This window comes from Erythrobacter sp. R86502 (assembly GCF_042466465.1).
Lineage (GTDB): Bacteria > Pseudomonadota > Alphaproteobacteria > Sphingomonadales > Sphingomonadaceae > Erythrobacter.
The window spans coordinates 1,899,854-1,923,838 of the sequence record NZ_JAXHCJ010000001.1 but is presented as its reverse complement, the minus strand read 5'-3'; the positions used below and the strand labels follow the sequence as shown (position 1 = coordinate 1,923,838).

Genomic DNA, 23,985 nt, shown 5'->3' with positions numbered 1-23,985 from the left:
CACCCTCCTCTTTCTTCCAGTCACGACCAACACACCCGGAAATGTTCATGATGATCCAGACCCGTTATATCCTCACTGCTTCAGTTCTTGCAGCTGCCGTGTCGACGCCCACTAGTGCGCAGACTGTAGAGGACGACGTGATCATCGTCGTCACGGCACAACGCGACAATGCAACCCAGGTGATCAATGGCGGCGAAGCCGGGGTGTTCGGTCCGATGCCCGCTGAAGATCTGCCGTTCCAACTGCGCAGCTTCGATGAAACGCTTATCTACAACCAGCAGCCCCTGACGCTGGGCGATGTGCTCGACAACGATCCCACCGTGCGGACGACCTATGGGTTTGGCAATGCAGCCGAGCAGTTCGTGATCCGCGGCTTTGCCCTGTTCAGCGATGATATCGGGGTGAACGGCCTTTATGGCATCGCCCCGCGCCAGTTGGTCGCACCGGAACTGTTTGACCGGGTTGAGGTGTTGAACGGCGCCAATGCTTTCATCAATGGTGCGGCGCCGGGCGGTTCAGCCTTGGGCGGAAGCGTAAATCTGGCTCTTAAACGCGCTGGCCGGCGCGATTTTACCCGTGCGACGGTAGGCTTTGTCGGTGATGCGAATTTCGGCGGCAGTTTCGACGTGTCGCGCCGGTTCGGGATGAACAACGAATGGGGTGTGCGCATCAATGCCGCCTATCGTGACGGTGAGGTCGCGATTGATCGTGAGAATCGTCGAACCAAGGTTCTGGGCGCCGCGATTGATTACGATGGTGGTGCCTTGCGCGCCGCACTTGACCTTGCCTACCAGGAAGTGCGGGTCGATGGTCTGCGGCCGAAGGTAACGATAGCCGGTTTCATCCCACAGGTTCCGGATAGCGAAGCCAACTACGCGCAAGATTATACCTTTACCGAACTGCGGGACATCTTCGGTACGTTCAACCTTGAATACGATCTGTCCGACAACGCCATGCTGTATGCGCGGGGCGGGGCGCGCGATGGGCGTGAGGATGGCATTTACGGGGCAATTACTGTCCTGGACGAAGCGACAGGCGCGGCGAATGGCACGGCCTTGTTCGTACCGCGGACCGATAACAATGAAGCCCTTGAAGCAGGGTTACGCAGCCGCTTTGCGGTCGGTCCCACAAGCCACGAAGTGAACCTTGGCGGCAACATCAACTGGCAGCTTAACCGCAATGCGTATGACTTTCTCTACGGGCCGGGCTTTGCAGGTTTCGCTACCAATCTGTACGATACCCCGCAGCTTCCCCTCCCTTCATCCAGTCTTGTCGGCGGCGACCTGAACGATCCCTTCCCGATTGCGAAAAACCGCCTCTCCAGCCTTTTTGTCTCCGATACGATCGGCCTGTTTGCCGACAAGGTGCTGCTGACAGGAGGCGTGCGCTATCAGGAAATCCGTGTTGAAGGGTTCAGCTACGCAGATGGCGCGCGCGACACCGTCTATATCGAAAACCGATGGACTCCGGTCGTCGGGGTCGTGGTCAAGCCGGCTGAAGGCCTTTCGCTGTACGGCAACTATATCGAAGCCTTGCAGCAAGGCCCGGTCGCGCCCATCGATCCATCGTTGAGCAATACGGGCGAAGTGCTCGCCCCGCGGGTGTCGGAGCAATTCGAAATTGGCGCCAAATATGCCATCGGCCGGATGTTCGCGAGCCTCGCTCTTTTCCAGATCGAGCGGCCCGGGGAAGGCGTGATCGGAGCTAATGCCGATCGGCGGTTTGGTTATGTCGGAAATCAGCGACACAGAGGCGTGGAAGCCAACGTCAACGGCGAAATCGTACCCGGCCTCCGGATCATCACAGGGATTGCCGTCACCGACGCCGAATTGAATGGCGGACTGAACGTCGTTGGCGTCCCCGATTTTACCTTCAACGGAAACGTTGAGTGGGATTTGCCCTTCGCAGCGGGCTTCACTCTGACAGGCCGCATCACCCATACAGGGGAACAATTCGCTGATAACGCCAATACCCTGAAAATCGATGACTGGACGACGATCGACCTTGGTGCACGCTATGTCTTCGTCGCGGGCGAGGCACCCGTGACCCTGCGCCTTACTGCCGACAACGTGTTCGACAACGCATTCTGGGCGTCGTCCTTCGACAGCTTTGCGCCGGCTCTGCTGCAAGGCGCGCCGCGCACGGTCAGAGCCTCGGCATCAGTGTCGTTCTGAAGTGCTGGCGACCACTGGCTCTGGTGAAAGGTTCGTGCTGGCGTAGCTGAACAATTGTTGACCCGTCAGGCCCAAACGTGGCAATGGGCGCCTCGGATGTGCTTGGCCATGGCAAAGCGTTTTGGGCGCTTTTACAAATTCCTGCCTTTTTAGCACGCTGCGGGTGTAGCTCAATGGTAGAGCAGCAGCTTCCCAAGCTGACGACGAGGGTTCGATTCCCTTCACCCGCTCCAGCCCTCCCTTCCCAAACAGCCCCAGAAAGTCTATAAAGCCCTTGGAAATCCGAGGGATTTAGGCTCTCGGTCGTCCGAGAATGTCCCTATTCTTCCCGCTGCATCCGAGGCCCTTGGGGGCCACCTCGCGGGGCCACGGCATTTCGGGCAATTGGATTGGCCCCCACGTGGGGGCCACGAGCTGGGAAAGGACCGAGGGCCATGCCGCTGACAGATGTTGCGATCAGAAACGCAAAGCCGCGCGAGAAGCCCTATAAGGTGGGTGATACCCTCGGCCTGTTCCTGCTGGTGCAGCCGTCAGGCGGCAAGCTGTGGCGGGTCAAGTATCGCATCGACGGCAAGGAGAAGAAGCTGGCGATCGGCATCTATCCTCAGGTCGGGCTCGCGGAGGCGCGGCGCAGGCGCGATGCTGCCCGCGAGTTGGTGGCCGCTGGCAAGGATCCGGGCCGCGAAAAGCAACGCGAGAAGGTGCGGTCGCGCATCCAGGCCGAGACAACCTTCGACGCTATTGCCGCCGAGTTCTGTGCGAAGCGGCGGCGCGATGGTCAAAAGGCCTGGGCGGTGAGCACGGCCACGCGCAGCGAGTATCTGCTGTCGCTGCTCAAAGGATCGATCGGCAAACTGCCCATCACCGATATCGAACCTGCCGATGTGTTGATTGCCGTCCGCAAGATCGAACGCAAGGGCCAGCTGGAAAGCGCCCGCCGTACCCTGCAACTGGCCGGAGCAGTATTTCGCTATGCGGTCGCCACCGCCCGCCTCGCCTCGGACCCGACCCGCGACTTGCGCGGCGCGCTGACCGCTCCCACCGTCACCCACTACGGCGCGATCATCAACTCGGCGCGTGTGGGCGAGCTGCTGCGCGCTATCGATGGCTATGAGGGCCAGCCGATCACCAAGCTGGCGATGCAATTAGCCCCGCATGTGTTCGTCCGGCCCGGCGAACTGCGTCATGCCGAATGGAGCGAATTCGATCTAGATGGCGCACTGTGGACCATCCCAGCGGGAAAGACCAAGATGCGCAAGGACCACCTTGTCCCGCTCTCAACCCAGTCGATTGCGATCCTCGAAGACCTACGCACGCTGACCGGACCCGACGGCTACGTCTTCCCATCGATCCGCTCCCGCAAGCGCCCGATGAGCGACAACACGATCAACGCAGGCCTGCGCCGCCTCGGCTACTCCACCGACGAGATGACCGCCCACGGCTTCCGCGCGATGGCATCAACGCTGCTCAACGAAAGCGGCAAGTGGCATCCCGACGCCATCGAGCGCGCGCTAGCCCACGGCGACAGCGACAGGGTCCGCGCCGCCTACCATCGCGGCGCACACTGGAAAGAGCGCGTGGCCATGGCGCAATGGTGGAGCGACCACCTAGACCAGCTGCGCAAGGGCGCTGAGGTCGTGCCGATCAAGGCGGGAAATCGGTGATCAGCCTCGAGAAGCCGTAACTTGCCTATGATCCGCAAACGATCGAAGAATTACGGCAGAATTTCAGAGTGATAAGCCAGAACGACTTGCCCACAACTCGCCGCAAACCCGCATAACTCGCAGGCGGGTCACTTGTGCACAAACCGCATTTCCTTCGATACATCAGTGAGATGCAACCCGAATTCGCGGGGTAGGGTGTGCTCATTTTCCCCAACTGCGCGGTCCGGATTCAAAGCTTACGACGTTTCCAGCATGGTACCCTTAGCCATTCGCCCAGAACGGAGCCTCCGGCAGGTTGGGCTGTAAAGCCTCGATCGGGTTCTAGCGGTTGAACGGCACGCACGATGTCAGCCATTGGCTGTTTGCCGAAAGGAATGATTGGGCGAACAAGGGAGGAAAATAGCAGTCCGATCAACCAGTCGAAGACGGCGGCTGTCGACCCAAAACACGGCCTTCGAGTTCGTCAGGCTGAATATTCATTTCTGCCGGAAGCTGCCCTCTGCTCACAGGATCATACATCGGGTCTACTGATGGTCGGTAAAGTGTGAAAGTCGACAGATCACTTCTGGCGCTTGTACAGAACGCGATATTATGGGAGCTCGCCACTTATTTTCAAACTATCCGCCCCAACGCTCCAGTTTTCGGTAAATAGTCGAGGGGCTCACGCCGAGCCCGCGAGCAGCTTGGACAATGTTGCCGGAGTTGCGGGCAATGGCTTGCTCTATTGCGAGCCGTTCCACTTGGTCCAGCGTCATGCCGGAAAAGTCGGCGATCGAAGCATCGTGCGAAGCCTTGGAAGCGATAGGTTGGGGCACCGCTTCGATAGCACCCGTTTCTGCCCCAATCGCTGTGACATTGCGGTGTGTAGACCGCGACGATTGGTGGGTTCCACCCGCCAACTCCACCTTGCTGCCCGATCCCGTGATAATCGCCCGGCGCAAGAAGTTTTGCAATTCGCGCACGTTACCCGGCCAGTCATGCTGTCTGAGATAATTTTCGCTCGCTTTTGAAAAACCGGAAACGTTTCGCCCTTCCTCGGTCGCGATCCTTTCGGCCAGAGCGCTAGCGATAAGCGAGATATCATCGCCGCGATCGCGCAAAGCGGGAAGCGTGATCGGGATTACGTTGAGACGGTAATAAAGGTCTTCACGAAATCGTCCTTCGGCAACTTCGCGTTCGGGGTTGCGGTTGGTTGCGCAGACAATGCGCACATTGACCGGTTCGGCCGCAGAGCTGCCAACACGCTGAATCATTCCGGATTGAAGAAAGCGCAGAAGTTTGACCTGAAGTTTCAAATCTATCTCGCAAATTTCGTCGAGGAAGAGCGTCCCGCCGTCTGCTGCCTTTGCAGCGCCAATGCGGTTTTCGATCGCACCCGTAAACGCACCTTTGACATGACCGAACAATTCGGACTCCAACAGGTTCTCAGGGATCGCCCCGCAATTGATTGCTACGAAAGGGCCTTTGCGGCGCTTACTTGCGGAGTGGATCGCTTCCGCAGTGACTTCCTTGCCCGTGCCGCTTTCACCGGTCACGAACACGGTCGCCTTTGAATCGGCCACGCTTTCGATTGTGCGGAACACCACCTTCATCGCCGGCGATTTGCCGATAAAACCGTGAAATGTATCGCTTTCATCAAGCGGAGAACAACTGGGCGCAACCGGCTCGGGAACGGCCTTGCTCTGCTCGGCAGCGTTGGACACTGTGGTCAACAACCGCATGCCCGAAACCGGTTTCACCAGGAAATCATAGGCTCCGAGCCGCATTGCCGCGATCGCCCGGTTCAACGAACCATCTGCGGTCACGACGATAACGGCCGGGTTGCCTTTGCTTCCCGAAAGAACTTCGAACAGCGTCAACCCGTCTCCATCAGGCAATTGCAGGTCAAGCAAGATAACATCAAACCTTTCGGCTGATAGCGCACGACGCGCTTCGCCCAGGCTCTCGCAAAGGCTTACTTCGTGGCCAGCATCCTCAAGTTGCGCGGAGTAGCCGAGTGCCAGAGAAGCACTGTCTTCGACAATGAGAATGCGGGCTTCTGTCATCATTGGATCCTGAAGTAAGCAGTCCTGCCGGTGGGATCACGATTGACCCAGTGGATCGAACGCGGATCGCCGAAATGCTTCATGCAGCCTTGTACGAGCCCAAAAGCGATGTGCGCGAAGGGGCGGTGAGAACAGTATTCGACTACAAACCCATCGTCATCTTTCCATGACGATACCTGAGGCGGCTCGGCGTCCGGATAGAGCACCCGGACCTCTTCATGAATGTGATCCTCCACATGGGCGAGCATCCCTTCGGCAGTCGGGTAACGCTCGACAATCTCGGTGTAGAGAATGGTGAAGCGGTCGAACAGGAACCTGCCGAACTCCTCGCACAGATCATTGGCATCCGCGCCGCTGATCTTCGAAGCCGAAGTCACAACCTGCACGGCCTGCTCCCAAGGATAGCGCGAGACACGCGAGAACGCACCGCCATGTGGCAAATCGGCTCCGGCAAGCACTTTCTCCGTGAAGGCCGGCCCGCCTTTCACGTCGAGAAAGCCGACCAGCTCCGAATAGATAATCCCCTTCATTCAAGATGACTCCGATAATTCGTTCTGTCTCCCATTATGCAAAGGGCGTGCCGAAAAATTCGCATTGTTCGAGGCTTTTGGAGTCCTTTCGATGACGCATAATGCGAATTTCTTTGCAAAACGCAAAAATTGCTGACGCATTTTGAGAATTTCACCAATCGCACCATTCGCAAACCGCACAATTCCCCGATTGTGCGAGGTTGGCACGATCCTTGAGAAACGATGGGCAACCGCCGTTCAGGGAGTTTCGCATGTTGCGTTCAATCAACAAGACAGTGCTGGCCTGCGCTGCAGGTGCAGTCCTGGTATCGGGCTGCGTTGCCGGTCCCGCTCCAGAGAACCTGGGGAGCTCGGTCTATGCGCCGGGTCAAATGGCCTGGGCCGGAAGCGAGCAACCGAAGGGCGACTGGATCAGCGACGCGCCGGTCGCGCGCGGCGCACCGACATGCAGCTGGGAAGTGCCACGCGAGCTTGATACGTATCGCCGCGTCTCCCCCGCCGCCTTCCTCGACCGGACAGCGCCGCTCGGCACGGGAGACCGTCTGGAAATCACCGTTCTGGGCGACGAGGATCGCCTTACCGGGACTTATGTGATCGAGAGCGACGGCACGATCGCGCTGCGTAGGCAGGTGCCTGTGCAGGCCAGCGGTCTTTCGATACAGGATCTGACGACGAGCCTGCACAAGCAGCTCGTAAACGCCAATCTGGTGCGTCCGCTCCAGAACGCGGTTCGCGTATCACTTATCGAGAATGCGGGGACATCGGTCGCAGTCAGCGGCGCGGTCTTCCAGCCAGGCGCGGTTCGCGCGGGAGAGCGTGACCCTGAAAGCCGTATCGGGCTGAAAGAGGGTGCGGTAAGCGGCGATGACAATGTCAGCCGCACAATTGCGGGAGCAATCCGGGCCGCGGGCGGAGTGCGTCCTGATGCCGATGTCCAGCGCATCTATCTTCTGCGCGGCAACACCTATGCGGAGTTCGACCTATCCGGTTTCATCCACGGCTGGTCGAGCCGCGACGTGTCCGTCGCCAGCGGTGACCGAATCGTCGTCCCGAGCCGCACCTGCTTTAACGCCGACCTCGTCCGTCCCACCCCGCTCACGGCTCCGGGCATCCGCGTGTTCATGTCCAACCTCACGCGCAGCGCGATGAACAATGCGGGCGCGGCCATAGGCCATCAGACCACTTCGTTGCCCTATGGAACGCGTTTCCTTCAGGGGCTGGTCGCGGCCAATTGTGTGGGCGGGAGCTACATGCAGTCGGACCGCCGCGCTGTGCTGATTTCGCGCAACCCGATCAACGGGCAGAGCATCGTGATAGAGCGCGACATCGAGAAACTCGTGCGCGAAGCCAACCGCGATGCACTCAACCCGTATCTGATGCCGGGTGACGCTATTGCCTGTTATGACAGCCGCTGGACCAATTTCCGCGAGGCGGTTGGTCTTGTCACCGACGCTGTCAACACTGCGACCCCGGCAATCCTGCTAGATAGTGCGCTGTGAAGAGCTTTGTCGCCGATTTCGATCAGCTGCAACCACCGCGTCGCCTGCTCCGTGTTTGGATGCTTGTCCGGGACGGTCTACCTTCGGTCGGCCGCTATCGCCGCTATCTCATGGCGCTGGCGGGTCCTCTAGCGCTCGTCTGGCTCCTGGCGCTGATCTATATCGCTTTTGCTCCTGACAGGTTCGACAGCCGCATGACCTTGATTCTTCCGGGAACAGGCGTGGGTGCGAGCATGAACCTCGAATTGATCGGTCAGGCCACCACCAATACCTCTTCGGCATTCTCCTCTACGAGCCTGAGCCCGACCGAAAATTACAAGCGCCTGCTGATGTCGGACATTGTTCTGCGTGACGCGGCGGGGCTTGCCGGTGAAGATGAAGGGGCTTTTCCCGCGCCAGACATCAAGCTGATCGACCAGACCAATGTCATCGAACTGCGGATGAGCGCGCGGTCTCCCGAGCAGGCGCAAGCACGCATGCAAGCGCTGCAGCAGGCATTCAATACCGCGCTTGAGAAGCTCCGCGACGATGAGGCTCGCACCCGCGAAGAGGCGGACGTTGCGCGCATTACTGAGCTTGAACGCAAAGTCGACGAAGCGCAGCAAGCGCTGCTCGATTTCCAGGGGAAGACAGGTCTCGTATCGCTCGACCAGTTTGCTGGCCGGATCACCGCTCTGGACGAATTGAAGGCAAATGAACGCGACCGCCGCGTTCGCGTGGCGGAAACCGGGGCTGCGGCCGCGCGGCTTTCCTCGACTCTCGACATCACCCTCCCGCAGGCACGCCGGGCTATGCAGTTGAAGGCCGACCCGGAGTTTCAGGACTTGCTTTCCCGCTATGCCAAAGCGAGCGGCGAGCGTGCTAGGCGCTCCGGCACTTTGGGCGATGCGCATGCGACGATGGAAGAGCTCGCAGCGGAAAAGAATTCACTGAAGGCCGAGTTGGCCAGGCGCGGGGCTGCTGTCACCGGCCTAGGCGGCGCGAAAGTCATTGCGCTGGCAGACCTTTCGGTATCGAACGCCCGCGAAAACCTTTTCGCCAGCCTGTCCGAACGCGACAGCGATCGCAGCGGGCACGGCGCTGCCCTCAACGAATTGCGCCGCCAGATTTCCGAGCAGTCGGCAGACACCAAAGACCAGGTCGCGCAAGCGGCAGAACTGGCCGAACTTTTGCGTGATCTTCGCGTTGCCGAAGCTGTCTTCAGCTCAGCTCTGGCCCGGCTCGACACCAACAAGTCTGACCCATTCGCGTCTTATCCGCTTGTCCAGACGCTCGAAGCACCATCGCTCCCGCGCGCCAAGGCGGCGCCGTCCGCGCTGCTTATCATCGCAGGAGCAATCGGTGCCACCTTCTTCATTCTTATCGGATCGCTGCTGCTATGGCTGAGACAGCCCATCATCCGCAAACTTCTGCCGAACGGCTGATCGCGCGAGGCGTCGGGTGGACCTGGGCGCTGTGGCTGGTCGGTGGCTTGTACATCGCTGGTCCTGTCCTCGGCTGGGCGCTGGCCGGGATGGTCGCGCTGGCGCTCTATCTCGACCGGGTGAAAGCGACCGCTATTCCCGGCACGGTTTGGGCATGGCTGGCGGGGATGCTTGCGATGCTCGTCATCCTGTGGGTCGGTCACGTCAATTTCGAGCTCGACTTTGGCAAGACGATCAAGTCCAGCGTCGGTTGGGCGAAAGGTTGGGCGCTGCTTGCTCTGTTTCCGCTTGTAGGAGCGATGCTGGATGTGCGGGCGGAGGTGATATACCGAGCAGTGTGCCGCCTTGGTCTGCAAACCCTCATTCTTCTGCCGATCTTTTTAATCGCGCCGTACGTGGGACTGCCCGAAGTCTTATGGGTATCTCCTCTCAAGGTGCTGGGCGGCGCAGGAGCGGAATACTTTGCAGCGCAGCTTTACACGATTGAACCCGGGGCTGGCACGCCGCGCTGGCAGTTTTTTGCGCCATGGTCTCCGGCTGCGGGGATGATGGGCGTGCTTTATGTGCTTCTCGCCGCTCAGGAGAGCCACCGCGGATGGAAGGCTATCGGTATCGCAGGCGGGCTAATGCTTGCGCTATTCTCGCAGTCACGGCTCGCACTGGTGGCTCTTTTTGTGATCGTGCCTATCGTTTGGGGCGCGAGCCGGTTGGGTAAAGGTCAACTCTGGCTTCTTGCCGCTCCGGCAGTCTTCGCGCTCGGTATTTTCGGACCGACCCTGATTGATATTATCGACGGCGCGGCAGGCGAATTTTCTGCAGCGCGGGCCGATTCAAGCCGCGTGCGCGCTGCACTGGGACGAATTGCGATCCTCCGGTGGGAGACCGAAGCCTATTGGTTCGGTCACGGGGTGGTCGAAGACGGGCCTCATCTGGTCGAGTACATGCCGATTGGCAGCCACCATTCGTGGTACGGGCTGCTTTTCGTGAAAGGGTTGCTGGGAAGCATCGCACTCGCGATCCCGCTTGGAGCGACCTTCCTCGTCCTTCTGATCAGGTCCCAGACGGATAGGGGTGCGCAGATCGGTTTGAGCCTGACGCTTGCACTGGCCTTGTATTCCTTCGGAGAGAACCTCGAGATTCTTGCCTATCTCTATTGGCCGGCTCTGGTGGTCATCGGGTTAGCGCTCCGTGAGAACCCAACTCCAGAAGCATAAGACATTTGTGTTAAGGCTATGGGGCGTGAGCTAAGGCACCGCCGCTATTTGAAACTTTTCAGTCGGAGCGGGCCGCCCTTGGGGGCGGACGAGGCGCTCCGGTTAATGAGACGGGTCCAGCGGGAGATGATCTCGTCCGATTGTCCTCGGACTTCATGGCGTCCCGCAATGCCCAGGGAGAGCAGGTCGAGCCTCGTGAAAGCGTTGATCGCCGCCAGGATATCATCAGGGGTCGACATGTTCGCCGACAGTCCCGCAGAACCGACCTGTTCGGGCAGGCCATCGACACTCGCAACCAGGACGGGCCTCGCCGCCATGCGGGCTTCGGTTGCGACGAGGCCAAACGCCTCATAGCGCGAAGGGATAACCACAGCATCGCAATCTGCGAGGTGTGCGGCGGGCGAGTGGCACGGGCCAAGCACGGTCACGCTCGGCAACCCAGCAGCCATCGCCTCCAACGATGCGCGGTCGGGACCGTCGCCAAAAATGATTAGCCTCGCCATGGTTTCAGGAACGGCGCGCATCGCTTCGATCAAAGCAGCGAAATTTTTGACCGGCGCATACCGGCCATATGCAAGCAGTTGCACGGGACGACCGAATGCAGGCCGGGCTTCCGGCAATTCGAACAACTCACTGCGATCCGTCCATGGGTAGATGACAGTCAGCTTCGAGGAGGGAATACCGACACCTTGCGCCAGCCAATCGGCTTGCGCGTTGGAAACGCACACAAATTCATCGATCAGGTGCGCCGCGAGTTTCAGCATCGCGCGAAAGCGGCCGACCGCCTGAATATTCTCGTGTTCGAACGAGCGCGTGTAGCTGTGCTCCACATGCACTATCCGGCTTGCGGGATTACGTGCACGCAGGCTGGCGAGAAACACCAGTCGCTTCCACGAAAGAGCCATGTGGTCAACGATCAGATCGGCTTGGACCCGCGGCGCGATCAGCGCGTCGTTTTTGACCGGCACGACTGCCGAAGTGGCCAAACGGGTCAGCGCTGGCTCTTCGAAAAGAGTCAGCGCCCGGGTCACCCCGCCCATGCCAAAATCGTCAAGCAGGTGTGCTATCCGCATCATGCGGCGTTCTTCAAATATGGGCGCATGAGTGAGGTGAAGCGGCCTTGCCCGAGCCATGTCCCCGCGACGACCGCGCCCGCCGTGGTAAGAGTCTTCACAGGCTCTTGGGTGAGCAGGCGCGGCTGAAGCCGAAGCGCCTTGCTCATCAGGTCGCGGGCAAGCTCGAAGTTGCCGAGCTGTACCGAACGCCGCGCGAGATAGCGTAGCTGATAGGCGCGGGCGGTGTCGCCGTGCTTAGCCACGAATTCCGGCGCGTAACTGTTCAGCTTGCGCACCATCTTTGTCCAGCTGAGATATTGCTTCACGACATTGGCCGACAGGGCGCCGGGAATGATGCGGTAATCTGTAAGAAGGCCGTCGATGCCGGCAAAGGTCACCCCGTGCTTGACAGCCAGACGGGTCCACAATTCGATGTCCTCGGACTGGCGAAAGTTCTCGTCAAACCAGCACGTGCGCGAGTGTTCCTGCGGGTGCGAAAAGGCTGCGAGATCGAGCGCGGTCTTGCGAAGCACCGGCGCACTGCCATTGCCGACAGGATTGCGGCAGAAGATATCGCGAGTGCTTATGCGGCCAACCTTCGGGCGCATTGCCACTTTCAGCACCGCGCCGTCACGGTCAATCATGCGCGAACCAGCGTAACTCGCTCCGATATCGGGGTTCGCCATCAGATGAATGAAATGAAGCGCGAGCTTTTCCGGATGCCAGATATCGTCGCTATCCAGCAGAGCGACAAAGTCGCCGCGTGCATTCGCGATCCCGGTGTTGCGCGCACCGGCGAGACCGCGATTGTCCTGACACACGATACGAATGCGCGGATCGCAAAATCCGCGAACGATATCCATCGACGCGTCGGTACCACCATCATCGACGCAGATCAGTTCGAAATCGGCGAAAGTCTGGTCCAGTACTGACTGCACGGACTCGCCCACGAATTCTTCGACATGGTAGATCGGCATCACGACTGACATTTTGGGATTGGTCATTGTTCGGTCTCCTAAGGGTATGGGGTCAAGCAAACACGGCGCGCCGCAGCGACGCGGGCAGAGCACCTCCGGCAATCGCGCCGCCAAGGGTGAGAAAACTGCGAGTGCCGCCCGCCATGAAGGCCGCGCGATCCGCTTTCAGGCCGCGCCGGGCGAAGGAGCGCGCGACCTCCATCCTGGCCCCTGCACGCAGCGCGCGGCGGGTGAGGTAACGGCAATAGGTGGCCTCCGCCTGCGCCAGCGCGCTTCCTTCAATCCAGTATGATGCAAACCGCCTCCAATGAGACAACATCGCTTCGAAGTCGCATGACAGGCCGTCGGCGCTCATGCGGTAACGCACTAACGGCTCTTCGATCCCCAGGATCATTCCGCCATCGGCGATGATACGCGCCAGCAATTCCTGATCCTCGGCAAAGCGCATCGTCGGGTCGAAGCCGCCAAGATCGTGAAACACATCGCGTTTGACCACGAGATTGGAGGTGGTGCAGATTGCGTTCTCGACCAGAACATCGGCGAGATCGAGACAGCCTGCCCGGAAAGTCGAAAACGTCCGCGCTTTTGCCATCTCTGCGCCACGCTCGGGCGCAAATTCGACCTGTGCGAAGCTGGCCGTGAGCAGGGGGTCAAAGGCATGGGCCACGCGGTGGCGGGCGAGCTTGGCCGGGTGCCATTGATCGTCTGCATCGAGAAATGCGAGCAGTTTGCCTTTGGCAAGCTTGCCGGCGAGATTGCGGGTATCCGATACGCCCGTATTGGGCTTGGAGATGGCACGGATGCGCACGTCTGCCGCGGCGAGGTCGAGCATGATCGAGAGCGTCTCATCGGTCGAACCGTCATCGATGATAATGATCTCGAAATCCTGATCGGTTTGCGCCTGAACGCTGGTCACGGTCGACCGCAGGGTCGCAGCGGCATTGTAGGCAGGGATGACGATTGAGAAGTGGACCGCGGACATCATTGGCCTCCTTTCGAGGGAACAGATTGCGTGGGTCGAAGCGCGTTGAACTGGATGGCAGCGGCCGGGAGCAGGACGAGAGCAAGGCCTCCGGCAAAACCGAGGCAGGCCAACATCAGGCTCGATTGCGCGCCGACGGTAAGGCCGATCAGAGCCGCCGATGTGGCGACAGCCATCAATGCGGTTTCAGCATAGGGCTTACCGACAGCGCGAAAGCGGGCGCTGAGGAGCGCACCCACGAAGAGCGGCACAGCGGCGCAAGCGAGCATGGACAGGTAAGGTGCCGCAGCGATCCAATTCTCGCCGAAGATGATCGGCACATAGATCGAAGCGAGCAGCGCCTGCGCAACCACGAGCGGGACGAGGGCGGCGAGCCCAATAATGAAGGCGCGTCGGAACTCGGTTTCCAGTTCTTCACCATGTGTCTTGGCAAGATGCGGGAACAAGACGAGGTTGCAGGCGGTCACCAGCGATTGCGTGATGCCCAAACCGGCGTTGAAGGCCAAGAAGTAAAGTCCCAGCGCCTCGGTTCCGAGCATCGCGCCAATGATAAGCTTGTCGCCATGAAGCCGCGCGGCGATCAGAAGCTCGGAGCAGAGGATGGCTGGGCCAAAACTGGCGAAGACGCTGATGGGCGCAAATCCGCCAAGCGGGTTGGGTGTCCAAGCATGGGTGCCACGCGCAAGTAGAAGCCACAAGGGTGCGGTGAGCAGCTTCGGAAGAACGATTGCCCAAGCGCTCGGCCACAACACGGCCAGAACGACAGTCAGAATGCAGTCGGCAATGTTTTGAATTGCGGTAACGCTTGCTGTCGCTCCCATGCGCTGTTCGCGCATGGCCAGAAAAATTTGCACCAATCCGGCGGGCATGAAGAGATAGACCGCCGACAAAGCTGCCAGCATGGCCGCGACATCGCTCATTCCGAATGCGAGCAATGCAAGGGCAGCGACGCCGAGCTGCGATACGGCGACACCAAGACAGACGATCCAGAACAGCCGCGACGCGGTGTTGCAAATCGCGATGAGCTCGGCCTGATTTGCCTGAATGATACGCTGGCCAATGCCGACATTGGCAAGAACGCGAACGAGCTCGAACAGGCTCAAGGAAAGCGCTGCGGTTCCGAGCATCTCGGGAGAAATCTGGCGAGCAACCACAAGAATTGCCGCAAGTCGAACTATCCGCGTGATCCCCTCGGCCGATCCATAGGCGATCATTCCACGGGCAAAGGCAGGCCAGCGGCTCGGCATCATAATGGTGCGAATTGCAATGTTCATTCTTCCCTCGCGGATGGTTCGCGGGGAAGAAATTCAACATCTGTGCCAATTGCGGGATTGGCGGAAATACCGGCTTTTCTAAGTTAAAATCGCCTCATTTTTGCAGAAACAACATTCAATTTCCCAAATTGCGAATTTCGCCTGCCGCAATTCGCCAAAAGCGTGTTGCGAGGTAGGGCAAAAAATCGGGAGATGTTAAAAGTATTAATAATATCAATGTTTTGAGAGTTTGGCATGCGCGTTGCCACTCGTTGGACGAATCCAAATCAGGGAAGCGTCCGATGAAATATATTCCTAGCAGCGATTTTCAGCGCGTTCTCGGGGCACAGGTGGAAGATCGTGGCGAGGCCGATCGTATCTGGCCCGTGACCAAACTTTTCAGCCTTCCGCTTGTCTGCGCAGGCCGAACCGAAATTGCGCGGCACATCGTGGCGCAGGTTGGTGCGCACAAGAGGTCGACGATCAATTTTGTCAACGCGCATTGCGTCAATCAGCAGCGTGAAGATGTCGCCTATCGCGAAGCTCTGAGATCGAGCGACATGTTGTTGCCCGATGGCGTGGGTATGGAAATTGCGGCCAAGCTTGCCGCAGCCCGGCTTGGCGAGAACCTCAACGGGACTGATCTCTTCCCAGAAATCTGCCGCGAAGCCGAAGAGGAGGGTACTGGTATCTTTCTCCTGGGGGGATTGCCCGGTGTTGCCGACGGTGCCGCAGATTGGGCCACGGCAAACTTTCCCGCGCTTCGCATCGCAGGCACCCATTCGGGCTATTTCGATACGGAAGAAGAAGATGCACTTATCGAGCGAATTAACCGCTCGCACGCGGGGATTGTGATGGTCGGCTTCGGCGTTCCGCTCCAAGAAAAATGGATTGCACGCAACCGTCACAAGCTTAGAGCTTCCGTGATCATGGGAGTTGGCGGGCTGTTCGATTATTATTCGGGCCGGATTCCGCGAGCGCCCAAACTGGTGCGTGCCTGCAAAGGCGAATGGGTCTGGCGCCTCGCGATGGAACCACGCCGCATGGCCAGGCGCTACGTCTGGGGCAACGCAATGTTCCTCGCGCATGCGGTCTTCGCTGGCGCCCAGGCGCGTGGGCTGACAGATCAGGCAAACGAACTTGCAAAGCGCATGCTCGATGTTGTCGGCGCCGGCTTCGCCATTCTTACTCTTTTGCCGATCTTTCTTGCAACCGCGTTGTCGATCCGTCTGGAGGACAAAGGCCCTGTTCTCTTCCGGCAGACCCGCATCGGAGCCGACGGGAAGCCTTTCAGCATGATCAAGTTCCGCTCCATGTACAAAGACGCAGAAGAGCGCCGCAAAGCTCTCCTGTCGCAGTCTGAGCGCGATGGAACGTGCTTTAAGATGCGCAATGATCCACGCATTACCCGAACGGGGCGTTTCATCCGCCGGTTCTCGATCGATGAATTGCCGCAGCTCTTCAACGTGCTGTTTGGCACCATGTCGCTGGTCGGCCCGCGCCCTGCCTTACCCAGCGAAGTTGCAACCTATCGCGGGACCCATTGGCAGCGACTTGCCGGAAAGCCCGGCATCACATGCACCTGGCAGGTACGCGGCCGCGCTGAGATTCCGTTTGCGCGTCAAGCAATCATGGATCGCGCCTATCTCAAGCGCACCAATCTGTGGGTTGATATCAAACTGCTGGTGTGTACGCCCGGCGCGGTCCTGCGCGGACGTGGAGCCTACTGAACCTGGGCCCTACTGCGTTTTGCCAACCAGAGCGCTGAAGAGATCGTCGAACGCCAACAGGCTTGCGGCGATCTCCTTTCGCAGCGCCGCGCTGGAAAAATCGGGGTCATCAGCAAGCATTTCGCGGTAGCGGCTGAGTTCCTCGACGATGCCGATTGCGCCCACATTGATTGCGACGCCTTTAAGGCTATGCGCGGCCCGTGAAAGCGCCTCATAATCGCCAATTCTGGCCGCCTTCAAAACCTCTTCGCCATACAGGCTGATGTCCTTCTTGGCCGCCGCGCGCATCCGGTCACGGTAGGCTTCGGGCAGATCGAAGAAGGCGCGCTGAAACAATTCATGGTCGAACCGCGCGTTAAGCGTCTGCACCGATTCCTGGCCTATCAATGCAGTGCGGATCGCCGACTCCAATTCCTCCCGGCGAACCGGTTTGGAAAGGCACGCGGTCATGCCTGCTGACAATAGTCGCTCGCGTTCCGCATGCAGACTGTGTGCGGTGACTCCAATGATAGGGGTACGCGAAGTGGGTCCGGTCATCGCGCGGATCGCCCGTGTTGCTTGCTCGCCGTCCATGATAGGCATCATCACATCCATCAAAATGACATCAAATGTCGTTCCTCTCACAGCCTCAACTGCTTCGACACCGTTGGTAGCGATTGTCGTTTCGCATCCGATTGCGCCCAGCATGCGTTCAATTACGTAGCGGTTGGTTTCGGTGTCCTCGGCAAGAAGAACCTTGGGTGATGCTCCTGCCTGATGCTCCATCTTGCGGACTGCCAAGGAAAGTTCAGGCGGTTTGGGGGCGGACAGCGTGTCGCCGGTGTCGGCCTGCTCGATCAGCTGCGATGCGATTTTGACCAGCTGATCGACCGCGCAACGGACTATTTCCAAGTCCCTTGACCGGCCAGTGGGCTGGTCTGCCAGCAGCTCAATACCACCGCTGAGCGAGTTAAGCGGAGTGCGTATCGCGTGCGCCATTGCGGTCAAAAACCGGGTCTTGTCCAACAATGCTTCAGCGGTCTTTTCTTGCTCGGCGGACAGCAGTCGGCTGAGAGCATCGAGTTCGCGCACCCGTCGCTCGGCGCGCAACTGAAGCGCACGAACGGCTCTTTCGTTGGCACGGCTCAGGGTGATGTCGCGCACAGTGCCATATACCCGGGAGGCGCCGTTTTCTCCGGCCGGTTCACGCCGGATCACCCAGCTCAACCAATGAACCGCCTTCGTGTCATACCGGATAACGCGGTGCTCGAACGCGTGCTCGATTCCCGGGTCGAGCCTAGTGAAAAACGAGACTGAATCCCGCATGATCCTATCCCGATCAAGGGGATGGATCGCGGTCATCAGGCTGTCGATTGAGCTCTCTTCGCCCTCGGGTAGCCCTAGCAAGGCTCCGGTCCCCTTGGAGGCAGTGAACGGCTTACCCTTCTCACCATAAATGGTGGCCATTCGCGCAGTCGATTGCGCGGCCAGCAGCTTCCGGCTTTCGATATCGAGTTTTTCGACAAGTTCGCTTTCGCGCTGGCTCAGTTCCCGGTTGGCCCTGTCAAGCTCGCGCATCCGCCCTTCTAGAGCGGTTTCGGCATCGCGCTGCGCGCGTTCGGCGCGGTCCAGCCGAAGCTTCAGGATGCGGATCTGTTCCTCGACTAAAAGGTCGTCAAGCCGTTCCATCGTGCGCCCGCTCCAGAAAATGTGGCAGGTCATGAGCCACACTGAAATTGGGAAGAAGAACGATTTTGGCTCGATTGGCGCCCGGTATGGGCTCGCCACCTTCGGCTGTACCGACCACCACGATCCGATAACTGGCTGACAACCAGCCATCATCTATCAATGGCAATCGCGCGTGGCTGGTAATAATCAACAGCCTTTCGGCTACGATGCTTGCCTCGTCAAAAATCTCGCCGGGTTGTATTACTTTCCAGCCAAGCCCGCTCGCTTGGGCTTCTGCTTGAATTTGTTCGGTCGCCTTATCGAGATCAAGGTAGAGGCTTCCTTCGGAGGAAGCCGGCTTGTCAGGCGAGAATTCATCGGGCACCGCCTCCAATGGCAGAAGGACACGGAATAAAGTGCCGCGGCCGACCTCGCTTTCTACTCGGATCTGACCACCCATCGTCTTGACGATGTCGCGTGTGATCGAGAGGCCGAGACCCGCTCCCACCGATTTTCCCAAAGAATCGAAGTGACTTGTATCATAGGGATCAAATATCTTCTCGAGCCTCTTTCCATCGATCCCGGCGCCGGTATCGGAAACCTCGAAAGACCAATCTTCTCCTGCAATGGCAGGCGGTTGAATATCGATCGTAACGGAGCCTGACTGCGTGAATTTAACAGCATTGGAGACGAGGTTGGCAAGAACCTGTTGAACGCGCGCCGGATCGCCCATCGCTTCGCGTTCGCCCGACGCCAGCGTTTCGATACGTATGCCTTTGCGTCTGGCCAGCGGCCGGAAGAGTTCGCTTACGCGCCGTGCGATGGCACTGGGGCGAAACCTGCGCGATTCATATTGTGCATCACCGTGCGACCCCCGCGTTTGCTGGAGTATTGCATCCAGCGTGTCGAGCAATGCCCCACAGGAATCCTCAATAAGAATCAATGCGCGGCTGCGCTCTGCATCGGAGCGCTCGTTCTTGAGTTGATCGATGATGCCAAGAAGGCCACCAAGCGGCGTTCTGATTTCGTGGGAAATAGTTGCGAGGATGTTGGTCCTTGCTGCCAATTGCGCGCTGGCCTCGTCTCGCGCTGCGATAATAGCAGCTTCCGCTTGTTTCTGACCAGTCATGTCCCGCCCTACATAGGCAAAGCCGATCAGCGCGCCGCTGTCGTCCTGCATCGGCTCGAAAGCCTCGAATGCCCAGAAATCTTTACCGTCTCCGCGTTTGCGCTGTACCGCTTGCGAAACGCGGCCTGTTTTGCTGACGTCTGCCAATAGTTGCTGCGCTGTCGCTTCATCACCGCCCATAATTTGAGCGATAGGGCGCCCCTCGACCCAGCCAAAACGATCCTTGGCGGCGCTATTAGCCCGCAACACATGCCCATCCGGAGCGAGCAGCAAGATAGCATACTCTTCGATCGCATCGACAAGCTGGTCGAAGGAACGGGTCAGCCGAAGTCGCTCACGGGCCACTCGCGTTTCCAACGCATCAAAGGCAATGTTGAGCCGTTCAAGCTCGGTCCCGGATTTGCCCAAACCGATACCATCGGCCTTGTGCAAGGCCGAAATGCCATCGACCCGGTCGGCCAGTTGCTCAATTGGGCCGGTCAGGCTTCGCCGAACAAATACCACGATGAAAAGCGCAAAAAGCGCGGTTCCCAACAGTCCGGAAATCAAAATCGGTCGTGAAGCAGCAAAAGCGTTGGATCGGATGGTTTCACCCGACATGAAGGACACTACGATCCACTCTGGCTGATCGAGTTGCTGCGCATCGATATAGATGTCCGCATCGGGCAGATAGCCGCTCGTCAAAGCTGCATCGTCATTGTTCAACGCATTCCAGATCGCCTTGAGCTTGGCATCACTCGTTCTGGTGAGGTCCAGGAAATCCAGCGTTCTGACCGATGACTGTACCGTGAAGTCGGGGTGGCTGATCAGCTGGCCGTCGCGGGTAATGACCACCCGTGTCACGCCTTCCATGGTCACCTTGTCATTGTCCATGAAGAGTTCGTCGAGAAGAATGCTCGATCCTACCGCTCCGACATGACCGGCTTGGGATCTCACAGGTGTCATGCAACCTGTTGTCCAGGTCCGCTTGGTCTCGTCATACAATATCGGTCTAAGGCTGGTGCAGCGCATCTCCCCGTCCGGATTTACAGCTGGCGAGACGATGACCGAAAACTCCTCTTTCTGAAAATCGAAATTGGCCGGGGCATCTCGACGGTAGTAAAGCAGCTGGTCACTACGCTCGGGCGCAAACATGATGAGATCGTTGTCGGGTGAGAAGAAGTAGATGTTGCTGACATTTGCTGGCAGCCCATCCACGAAATTTGCCAGTGCCGAAAACGCCGCGGTGATTGTCCGTCGGCGTTCTGAAGTGATCTCCTCGTCGGCGATGTACGCACCGAAGCCTTTAACAGAGCCAAGTGCTACGTCCTGGCCAACCCAGAGGCTGTCTGCACTGCGGCGCGTTCCATCGCCAAAAGCTGGGAAATAGCTATCAAACGGTAGAGAAGGACTGACCGACCCGTCTAGCTGATCAAGAATCCTCTGGCGGGCGCGCTCGTGCGAAAGCGCAATCGCGTTGAATCGAAGCTGCATAGATTGGCGTGCGAGGAACCGATCTTGCGCGAGACTTTTCATGGACGAGGCGATCTCGCTTTCGCGGGCGCTGGCATAGGCGAGCCATGTCGACAGACCGAAGAAGGTCAGAGCAACCGGCAATATGACCGAGAAGGCGCGGGCGCTAAGACTTTTCATTAGGGCGCGCATTCCCTTCATTGCACAATTTTTGTCGAACCTTGGGGGTGCCCCCTATGGTGCATCCCATTGCAGATCGCGTGTAGCATCGACCGGTAGGCTCGCTTGAAAATATAGACCTCATTCGAAACCGAGACAACTCATTGGACAGACTCCTCCAAAGGAGCGGTCCTGCGCCGAGCGCAGTCAGATCAAAGGGCGAGACATGGGGCATCATGAAGTGAGGTCGCTTATCCTTTCGGACGCGTTGATCTGATCGGCCATGCGACGATCTTGGCGTCCTTGCTTATGGTGTTGGTGGATCCAATTCGTGGCGGCTCCATGAACATCGCGCCAATTGGGAGCCGGGCCACCTTGTTCGTTCCAGTTGGCCTCGCCGCCGCCCTTGCCATTACGCTCGTTTCATACGCCAGCTTGCACAATATCATCTATGATCGCGCAAGCGGGCGGATCGCGGAGCTTCTGCACCCTGAGACGACCTCCGCCACGACGGCAGATGTCGGAGTACCTCCGGGCAGCTTCTGGCGAGGAAGCGAGCATTATTATGGCGACGTTGGCTCAAACCAAGCGCCCAGCGCCGAGGGAGTTGAAGCAATGGTTGCGCAGATGGATACAATACACACCGCCACTGAGCGTGTGCCTGTAACAGGTGACTTGAACCGCGATTTCGTGGCGTTAATGGTCCTGCATCATCAGGCTGCAATCGAAATGGTAAGCAACTATCGAGAAAGTGGCACCGACCCTGAGCTACGCCGGATGGCTGAACATATCGTCGCAGAGCAGCGTGCGGAGATCGCCAAAATGCATGCACTAATCTAGCCAGCGCCAGCCATCACCGCCCCGCGAACCGCCGGTTTAGGCGGAAGCGGTCGATCCGGCAAGCTCTGCCGATTGGCGGCTTTGTCCCAGACCCGGAACTTGAGAGGTGCTGGTCCCCGCCCGGAGCGATCCCAGAGTCAACGTTTTTAGACTTCGATTTTCGTCATCGAGTGAACGGCTGGGGCCTAGCTGAAAAGCCCGAAATATAGGCACACCCTATGCGACAGCTCGCCGTGATATTGCGCTGAAATTAAACAAGAAAATGTCGGAACGTGCGCATGGCAGCTTCCCAATCGAATCGGACTGATCAATCGGATCAGATAAATTGCTCGTTATGGCGCTGAAAAAACGAACCATTTTTTAAGACTTCAATCATTCGAAACTTACTGGAAGGTCGCGAGTTCAAATCTGACCCACATTTTCCACGGGCATCCGGCTCTTGCAGGGGCTAATGTGGGGGCCTCCAAAAGCCGTGGTGTAAAATTTAATACTATCTATCAAGATATTGCAGCAACAACTAGATTCCCTTCACCCGCTCCAGCGCCGCGTGCGGTCATGCTCTCAAATTTGCGCAAGGTTCGCGATCTGTCGGGAGCGTTGGTCGGTACACCTGAGCATTCGGCGCAGTAAGAAACGTCATCCGGGCAGACGCGGCAGTCTGAAATAAGGTTTTTCCGCTCGCGATTTCAGGCGGCGACACGATCGACGTTGTGCGCAAAGCCTGCGGTTGGGCTCGGACCTTGCGCCAGATGTGCGTGCGACTGAGACACGCCCACTGCAAAAGCTTTGACCAGCTGCTGAAGATCGGCGGACTGCTGCGCCAGGCTGCTGGCAGCGGCGGTGGCCTGTTCGACCATTGCTGCGTTCTGCTGGGTCATGCGGCCCATGTCGCTGGCGGCGTTGCTGACCTGCTGGAGATTGTCGGCCTGCCCTTGGGTAGCGTCCGCGATAGTGCGCACATGACTGTCGATCCGGCTGAAACTGCCCATGATCCGCGAGAATGACTGTCCGGTCTTCCCTACCAGCGTCACGCCCCTGCTGACCTGTTCGGAACTGGCGCGGATCAGCGCGGTGATTTCGCTTGCCGCTTCGGCGCTGCGCTGGGCAAGCGCGCGCACTTCGCTTGCAACGACGGCAAAGCCCTTGCCCGCTTCGCCCGCCCGCGCAGCCTCAACCCCGGCGTTGAGAGCGAGCAGGTTGGTCTGAAAGGCAAGCCCTTCGATCAGCGCGATGATGTTGCCAACCTCCTTGGAAGACTGCTCGACGGAAGCCATGGTGTCGACCGCCTGCCGGACGATGTCGTCGCCTTCGGCCACGTGATGGTTGGCCTCTGCGATGACCTGCTGCACGTCCTTGGCGCTGGATGCCGTGCTCTGTACATTGCCCGCCACTTCGCCCAGCGCCGAACTCGACTGATCGACGCGAGCGGCCTGCAGCTCATTGCGTCTGGCCAAGTCGCTTGACGCACTGTGGATTTCTTCCGCCCCTGTGGAGACACTGGTAGCGGCTTCTGCGACCTGCACCATCACCGCGCTCAGTTCGAAGGCGGTGCGGTTAAAATTGTCGCGCAGTGTTTCGTATTCGGCTGTGAAAGGCGTCTCGATGCGCACGGTCAAATTGCGCGCGGCAAGCGCCTGTAATCCGCTTGCCAGCGCCGCAACCACCACTGCCTTCTCGCGGTCGGCGGCTTGTTTTGCGATTGCTGCCGTTCGAAAAACCTCGGCCGAGCGGGCGATTTCGCCAATTTCATCGCCGACAGCCGTACCTTCGACCCGGCTGTCATAATGTCCTGCTGCCAGTGATTTGAGTTGGTCCGACAGCCGGCTGAGCGGCAGGATCACCGTGCGCTGTAGCACGCGCATTGTCACACCCAAGACAATGAAGGACACCAGTGCAAAGCCGATCAGCAGCCAAAGGCTGCTCGACTGCGCAGCCGCGTTGCGCTGTGCAAGAAGGTCTTCGAAGGTTAGCCCGATCTTCTCCATCGATCCTTCAAGCCGTTCGAACGCCGCAGTGAATTGCGGGGAAAGCGCCTCCGCGCTGCTTCGGTTACGCGCTGCCGCGTCGATCATCCTGCGTCCTGTACCAAGGTAGACCTCAACATCCCGGTTGGTGGTTTCCAACGTCTGTCGCAGGCCCGGATCTGCCGCCAGATTGCGGTTCTGCGCCATGATTTCCCGGTAAGTAGCAGCATATTTATCAAGATCGGCG

Annotated in this window: 16 protein-coding genes and 1 tRNA gene; 8 read left to right on the top strand and 9 right to left on the bottom strand. The window is 58.9% G+C overall.

Annotation, left to right across the window (positions count from 1 at the left end):
* The first annotated feature begins 47 nt into the window (after window positions 1–47).
* The 3 genes from SJY33_RS09215 to SJY33_RS09205 all read left to right on the top strand — a co-directional run bounded on the left by SJY33_RS09215 (window position 48) and on the right by SJY33_RS09205 (window position 3,838).
* Window positions 48–2,174 carry a TonB-dependent receptor gene (locus SJY33_RS09215; protein ID WP_379922467.1) on the top strand — a complete coding sequence of 709 codons (2,127 nt, stop codon included), beginning with the start codon at window positions 48–50 and terminating at the stop codon, window positions 2,172–2,174.
* Window positions 2,175–2,333: 159 nt separating this feature from the next.
* Window positions 2,334–2,407 (top strand) — tRNA-Gly (locus tag SJY33_RS09210).
* 201 nt (window positions 2,408–2,608) lie between these two features.
* Window positions 2,609–3,838: a tyrosine-type recombinase/integrase gene (locus tag SJY33_RS09205; RefSeq protein WP_379922466.1), complete on the top strand. Its 1,230-nt coding sequence runs from the start codon at window positions 2,609–2,611 to the stop codon at window positions 3,836–3,838.
* A 617-nt stretch (window positions 3,839–4,455) separates the two neighbouring features.
* Here the strand turns inward: SJY33_RS09205 and SJY33_RS09200 are convergent.
* The gene (locus SJY33_RS09200; protein WP_379922465.1) at window positions 4,456–5,886 is read right to left on the bottom strand and encodes a sigma-54-dependent transcriptional regulator; all 1,431 of its coding nucleotides are present in this window, start codon (window positions 5,884–5,886) and stop codon (window positions 4,456–4,458) included.
* Window positions 5,883–6,413, bottom strand: coding sequence for a heme NO-binding domain-containing protein (locus tag SJY33_RS09195; RefSeq protein ID WP_379922464.1), 531 nt, complete (start codon window positions 6,411–6,413; stop codon window positions 5,883–5,885). The genes SJY33_RS09200 and SJY33_RS09195 overlap by 4 nt, the downstream gene beginning before the upstream one ends.
* Before the next feature lie 251 nt (window positions 6,414–6,664).
* On the opposite strand from SJY33_RS09195, the gene SJY33_RS09190 reads away from it, so the two are divergent.
* Genes SJY33_RS09190 through SJY33_RS09180 form a run of 3 tightly spaced genes read left to right on the top strand, consistent with a single transcriptional unit; the run spans window position 6,665 to window position 10,550 of the window.
* Window positions 6,665–7,912: a polysaccharide biosynthesis/export family protein gene (locus SJY33_RS09190; RefSeq protein WP_379922463.1), complete on the top strand. Its 1,248-nt coding sequence runs from the start codon at window positions 6,665–6,667 to the stop codon at window positions 7,910–7,912.
* Window positions 7,909–9,336: a GumC family protein gene (locus tag SJY33_RS09185; protein WP_379922462.1), complete on the top strand. Its 1,428-nt coding sequence runs from the start codon at window positions 7,909–7,911 to the stop codon at window positions 9,334–9,336. Before SJY33_RS09190 ends, SJY33_RS09185 begins: the two co-directional genes overlap by 4 nt.
* Window positions 9,291–10,550 carry an O-antigen ligase domain-containing protein gene (locus SJY33_RS09180; protein ID WP_379922461.1) on the top strand — a complete coding sequence of 420 codons (1,260 nt, stop codon included), beginning with the start codon at window positions 9,291–9,293 and terminating at the stop codon, window positions 10,548–10,550. The genes SJY33_RS09185 and SJY33_RS09180 overlap by 46 nt, the downstream gene beginning before the upstream one ends.
* A 44-nt stretch (window positions 10,551–10,594) precedes the next feature.
* On the opposite strand, the gene SJY33_RS09175 is transcribed toward SJY33_RS09180, so the two are convergent.
* From SJY33_RS09175 to SJY33_RS09160, 4 genes are read right to left on the bottom strand one after another with little or no spacing between them, the layout of a single operon-like run.
* Entirely contained in the window at window positions 10,595–11,626 is a 1,032-nt protein-coding gene (locus SJY33_RS09175) for a glycosyltransferase family 4 protein (RefSeq protein WP_379922460.1), read from the bottom strand.
* Window positions 11,623–12,609 carry a glycosyltransferase family 2 protein gene (locus SJY33_RS09170; RefSeq protein ID WP_379922459.1) on the bottom strand — a complete coding sequence of 329 codons (987 nt, stop codon included), beginning with the start codon at window positions 12,607–12,609 and terminating at the stop codon, window positions 11,623–11,625. The genes SJY33_RS09175 and SJY33_RS09170 overlap by 4 nt, the downstream gene beginning before the upstream one ends.
* A 25-nt stretch (window positions 12,610–12,634) precedes the next feature.
* Window positions 12,635–13,567 (bottom strand): glycosyltransferase family 2 protein, encoded by a 933-nt coding sequence (locus SJY33_RS09165; protein WP_379922458.1) that lies wholly within the window; start codon window positions 13,565–13,567, stop codon window positions 12,635–12,637.
* On the bottom strand, window positions 13,564–14,838 hold the full coding sequence (locus SJY33_RS09160; RefSeq protein ID WP_379922457.1) for an oligosaccharide flippase family protein: 1,275 nt from the start codon (window positions 14,836–14,838) through the stop codon (window positions 13,564–13,566). The genes SJY33_RS09165 and SJY33_RS09160 overlap by 4 nt, the downstream gene beginning before the upstream one ends.
* 281 nt (window positions 14,839–15,119) lie before the next feature.
* On the opposite strand from SJY33_RS09160, the gene SJY33_RS09155 reads away from it, so the two are divergent.
* On the top strand, window positions 15,120–16,547 hold the full coding sequence (locus tag SJY33_RS09155; RefSeq protein ID WP_379922456.1) for a WecB/TagA/CpsF family glycosyltransferase: 1,428 nt from the start codon (window positions 15,120–15,122) through the stop codon (window positions 16,545–16,547).
* A gap of 9 nt (window positions 16,548–16,556) precedes the next feature.
* Here SJY33_RS09155 and SJY33_RS09150 read toward each other — a convergent pair whose 3' ends face one another.
* Both SJY33_RS09150 and SJY33_RS09145 read right to left on the bottom strand, forming a co-directional pair.
* Complete coding sequence (locus SJY33_RS09150) at window positions 16,557–18,248, bottom strand: response regulator (RefSeq protein ID WP_379922455.1); 1,692 nt, start codon at window positions 18,246–18,248, stop codon at window positions 16,557–16,559.
* Window positions 18,202–20,955, bottom strand: a complete 2,754-nt coding sequence (locus SJY33_RS09145; protein WP_379922454.1) for a PAS domain-containing sensor histidine kinase — start codon at window positions 20,953–20,955, stop codon at window positions 18,202–18,204. Before SJY33_RS09145 ends, SJY33_RS09150 begins: the two co-directional genes overlap by 47 nt.
* Window positions 20,956–21,276: 321 nt before the next feature.
* On the opposite strand from SJY33_RS09145, the gene SJY33_RS09140 reads away from it, so the two are divergent.
* Complete coding sequence (locus tag SJY33_RS09140) at window positions 21,277–21,774, top strand: DUF305 domain-containing protein (RefSeq protein WP_379922453.1); 498 nt, start codon at window positions 21,277–21,279, stop codon at window positions 21,772–21,774.
* Between the two features lie 686 nt (window positions 21,775–22,460).
* Here SJY33_RS09140 and SJY33_RS09135 read toward each other — a convergent pair.
* Window positions 22,461–23,945 (bottom strand): methyl-accepting chemotaxis protein, encoded by a 1,485-nt coding sequence (locus tag SJY33_RS09135; RefSeq protein ID WP_379922452.1) that lies wholly within the window; start codon window positions 23,943–23,945, stop codon window positions 22,461–22,463.
* Window positions 23,946–23,985 lie beyond the last annotated feature (40 nt).

Coding starts and splice junctions, on each gene's coding strand:
- SJY33_RS09215 (WP_379922467.1), top strand. CDS start 48: ATGATGATCCAGACCCGTTATATCCTCACTGCTTCAGTTCTTGCAGCT.
- SJY33_RS09205 (WP_379922466.1), top strand. CDS start 2,609: ATGCCGCTGACAGATGTTGCGATCAGAAACGCAAAGCCGCGCGAGAAG.
- SJY33_RS09200 (WP_379922465.1), bottom strand. CDS start 5,886: ATGATGACAGAAGCCCGCATTCTCATTGTCGAAGACAGTGCTTCTCTG.
- SJY33_RS09195 (WP_379922464.1), bottom strand. CDS start 6,413: ATGAAGGGGATTATCTATTCGGAGCTGGTCGGCTTTCTCGACGTGAAA.
- SJY33_RS09190 (WP_379922463.1), top strand. CDS start 6,665: ATGTTGCGTTCAATCAACAAGACAGTGCTGGCCTGCGCTGCAGGTGCA.
- SJY33_RS09180 (WP_379922461.1), top strand. CDS start 9,291: ATGGCTGAGACAGCCCATCATCCGCAAACTTCTGCCGAACGGCTGATC.
- SJY33_RS09175 (WP_379922460.1), bottom strand. CDS start 11,626: ATGATGCGGATAGCACACCTGCTTGACGATTTTGGCATGGGCGGGGTG.
- SJY33_RS09170 (WP_379922459.1), bottom strand. CDS start 12,609: ATGACCAATCCCAAAATGTCAGTCGTGATGCCGATCTACCATGTCGAA.
- SJY33_RS09165 (WP_379922458.1), bottom strand. CDS start 13,567: ATGATGTCCGCGGTCCACTTCTCAATCGTCATCCCTGCCTACAATGCC.
- SJY33_RS09160 (WP_379922457.1), bottom strand. CDS start 14,838: ATGAACATTGCAATTCGCACCATTATGATGCCGAGCCGCTGGCCTGCC.
- SJY33_RS09155 (WP_379922456.1), top strand. CDS start 15,120: ATGAAATATATTCCTAGCAGCGATTTTCAGCGCGTTCTCGGGGCACAG.
- SJY33_RS09150 (WP_379922455.1), bottom strand. CDS start 18,248: ATGACCTGCCACATTTTCTGGAGCGGGCGCACGATGGAACGGCTTGAC.
- SJY33_RS09145 (WP_379922454.1), bottom strand. CDS start 20,955: ATGAAAAGTCTTAGCGCCCGCGCCTTCTCGGTCATATTGCCGGTTGCT.
- SJY33_RS09140 (WP_379922453.1), top strand. CDS start 21,277: ATGAACATCGCGCCAATTGGGAGCCGGGCCACCTTGTTCGTTCCAGTT.
- SJY33_RS09135 (WP_379922452.1), bottom strand. CDS start 23,945: ATGGCGCAGAACCGCAATCTGGCGGCAGATCCGGGCCTGCGACAGACG.